This window comes from Vogesella fluminis, assembly GCF_014652335.1.
In the GTDB taxonomy this organism is placed as follows: domain Bacteria; phylum Pseudomonadota; class Gammaproteobacteria; order Burkholderiales; family Chromobacteriaceae; genus Vogesella; species Vogesella fluminis.
In genome coordinates, this window is sequence record NZ_BMYP01000080.1 from 1 (window position 1) to 3455 (window position 3455).

Here is a 3455-nt window from a genome sequence, read left to right on the forward strand (position 1 = left end):
CCCCCCCCGCGTGTTCTGATTAAGAAGGGGGTACGAGGGATTTCAGTGATAAAGCGGTCTGGTTTCGCGAGTATGGCTGGGCAGCCTCAACAACACCAAAGGAAAGATACGATGAGTACCCTACCACTTACTGAAGCCATCCTGCTGGAGATCTATCAAAGCCTAGGCGGCAAGACATTCCAAACTAATAAAAAAGACAAGTTTGCAACCGGGCAAATCAGTTTTGACGCGCACAGAGCCATGGGTGAAGAGGTTCTCAAGGCTATATTTGAAGCGTTGGATATGGACCCAGAAGCACAGGTGGATGCCATCGGCAATCTCATGGAGTTTGCTAATGCTTACAAGTCCATCGAATTGAAAACCTGGACTTACGCTGCTGATCAGCGACAGATTTTATGGGCACTACTGGGGCAATTTTTCATTCCCGGACTGGCGCGTCGAGTCGCCTTTTGGAGCCTTGATGGGTCATTAGACAAAGGAATGCCAAGTGGGCGCTTCTGGTATTTGCCAGAGTCTCGCGATGAGGATGGTAACGCTAGCCTGTATTTACCCGTTGCTCAGGTCGTGGACTGGCTATTGGACTTGCTGGGAATGTCTGTCGAGCAAATCGCTGACCAGCATAGCGAGGCCACCTACGGCATTCATGAGGGCTTGCGACGGTCGTTGTACAACTGGCGTAATGACACACCGATCCGGCCCGACAGCATTCGGAAGTACTTTTCGGATGATGCGGAACTGACTTTCCAGGGTGTTTTCTCCCCGGATATGGAAAGTACACCGGCAGAGCAGTTTGCTGCTGCTTTGGTGTTTGTGAAACGCAAAGCGCTAACTGCCGACAAGCTACGTTGCGAGTTACCCATGACTGCGCCTGGGCGTCTTGAAGCGATTCTGGGAGAGCCTGCCGATGATGATGAGAAGGCGTTATTCGTAAAGCATCTGACCGAGCGTTACGCCGCTCCGTCCATGCAGGTTATTCGTCAGCGCCTGCTGCTCGCACGTGCGATGCAGGATGGTTATATACGCTTGCTCAAATTCCTTTGCCCGGACGTTGATCGGCAGTGCGCTGATCCTGAGCAAAACAAACTGCTACAAATCTTCAATATCTACAAGTTGGTCTACAACCTCACCGTTGACGCTTGGCACCATTGTCGTGATGAAGGTGAGTCTGCAGAAAATGCCTGGTTTGAAGCGCAACTACCACCTTGGTACCAGAATGGCCTGCTTCTCTCCATCTTGCCTTCTCGGTGGGTAATGGCAAATCAGGAGCTTGCCCAATTCCTGACACGTAGCTTCTTTGACATGGAAGCAGGTGCTGAGTTGGAAAACCATGTGGGCTGGGATGAGCCATCTGAATTACTCATCATGGAACGCAATCTTGAGCGTGCCGCGCGTGACTTCAATGAGATGGGCCGTGTGCAAAATCTGGTTGAGCGCATGAAGAATTCACCACACTGGCGAAATCTGCAGCAGGAAAATAGCTTTGGGGTGATCTCGCAAGTGGCACAACACCCGTTACTTGGACTAAAAGCAAAGCGGGTTGCGTTGCAACGTATGCGCGAGTTGGCGAATACGCCCGCCCAAATCGTGGCAACCATTTGTCTAGAGCTTGATGGCTATCTGAATGGCGAGCGCAACAATCGGCCGAAAGACACGCAAGTCAAGGTTCAGTCTTTGCTTGAAGAAGCGGAAGCAAGCGAGGGATTTGCTCAGTGGAAGACTCCCATCTTGCAATACAAGGCCAAACATATACTGGCATGCAACGATTTCGATGGTGCAGAAAAGCTGTTCCGGGAAGCTCTGGATGCTGGGCTTGAGCGCAATTTCGGTACCTTGCGCGGAGAGATAGCCAGGGACTGCCTTGCTTTGGCTGTCGCCAACGGCAAACTCATCGCTAACAACCACGATAAGTACTACCGAGAGATGCTGGCCGGCGGAATGATGGCCGAGTACCGCAATGTTGATGACATTCCACCCATTGAGGAAACCGCACGTTGGGCCGCAGAATATTTCTGGAACACCCTCTACAAACCTTACCCTAGCTTTCCGACCGAGAAGCGCCGCGCTAGCGGAGTGGTTAAAGAATTGTTTAAAGAGCTGATTCCTCTGCTCATGTCAGGAGATCAGGATGGTCTGTCACAGTGGATCAACGCCAATCGGGCCTTGCTGAAATCCCCTTTGCCTGATGTTGAGGGAAATTCTGTACTGATGAGCCTGATAAAAGTGCACACCCAGTTTTCATCGCGGCTTCCGCAGATGCGGCAGATGATTCCTGTCGAACTGCAAGGTGTGCAACACCAGTTCGAAAACATGCTGAAGCACTGGCGACAGTTTTTCGGTCAGCTGGTCAAGGAGAGTCCGAAACAGTTGAATATTTCTGACTTGAAGAGGCAAACCCCACTGATGTTAATGGCACAGGCTGGCGACACAGAATTGGTGCAGATGATGCTAAAAGCCGGGGCTAATCCTGATTTGCAAGACTGGCATGGCATGACGGCACTGCATGCAGCATGTAAATCACTCGAGGATGGTTGCGTGGATGTCCTGCTTGATCATCCATGTCAATTAGACAAGGTCACGCGAGATGGGCGCACCCCGCTGCATACCGCAAGTTGGGCAGGTCATACTCATGCAGTCAAGCGTCTATCCCAACTGGCACCAGAATTAGTTTGGCAGAGAGACGCGAACAATCTGACGCCCCTGGAGTTGGCGGAGACCTTGATAGAGCAGCCCGATGCATTGGAGTTTCTTGCAGAACTACGCGCCCAAGACAGCGAGCGTTGTGCATCCAGGAAAGAACTGGAGTCGATCGTGCAATTGCTTGAGCAGGTGCCATCGCTGAATTAACAGGCAGTAAATCAGTCCGTATTCACTAGATGCATTAATGGCCGCTCTCCAATTTGAAAGCGGCCATTCCTCATCGTTCACCCATTCGTCTGCTTTGGCCGACGATCTGCCGGAGTTCTCACCCGGTCGGCGGCAGGTCGGCCGAAGCGGCCAGTCAGTGGGCCGTAGTCAGATGGCAGCTCTCGGACTGCAGCGGTCAACCCTGGAATTCGTAAGCTGCCATTTGGATAGCGGTTTTACGCGGCGACGTCCCCCCGGTATTGAGTAGCACGTGACTTTAGAGTCCAATCCACCATGACAAGGAGTTGGACATGAAGAAACGATTCACCGAAGAACAGATCATTGGCTTTCTGCGCGAAGCAGAAGCCGGCATGCCCGTAGCCGAGCTTTGCCGAAAGCACGCCTTCTCGGAAGCCAGCTATTACCTCTGGCGCAGCAAGTTTGGCGGCATGAATGTGTCGGAAGCCAAGCGCCTCAAGGAGCTAGAAGCCGAGAACGCACGGCTGAAAAAGCTCCTGGCCGAGACGATGCTCGAGAATGAGATCACCAAGGAAGCTCTTCGAAAGAAGTGGTGAGCGCACCGTCACGGCGGGAGCTGGTGCGCCACTTGA

The 3455-nt window shown here is 52.4% G+C and carries 1 protein-coding gene and 1 pseudogene; both read left to right on the forward strand.

Annotation, left to right across the window (positions count from 1 at the left end; all coding sequences use genetic code 11):
- Positions 1–111: 111 nt before the first annotated feature.
- Positions 112–2844, forward strand: coding sequence for an ankyrin repeat domain-containing protein (locus IE083_RS15340; RefSeq protein ID WP_189354909.1), 2733 nt, complete (start codon positions 112–114; stop codon positions 2842–2844).
- A 311-nt stretch (positions 2845–3155) separates the two neighbouring features.
- Positions 3156–3455, forward strand: a pseudogene (locus IE083_RS15345) (transposase); the annotation flags it as partial.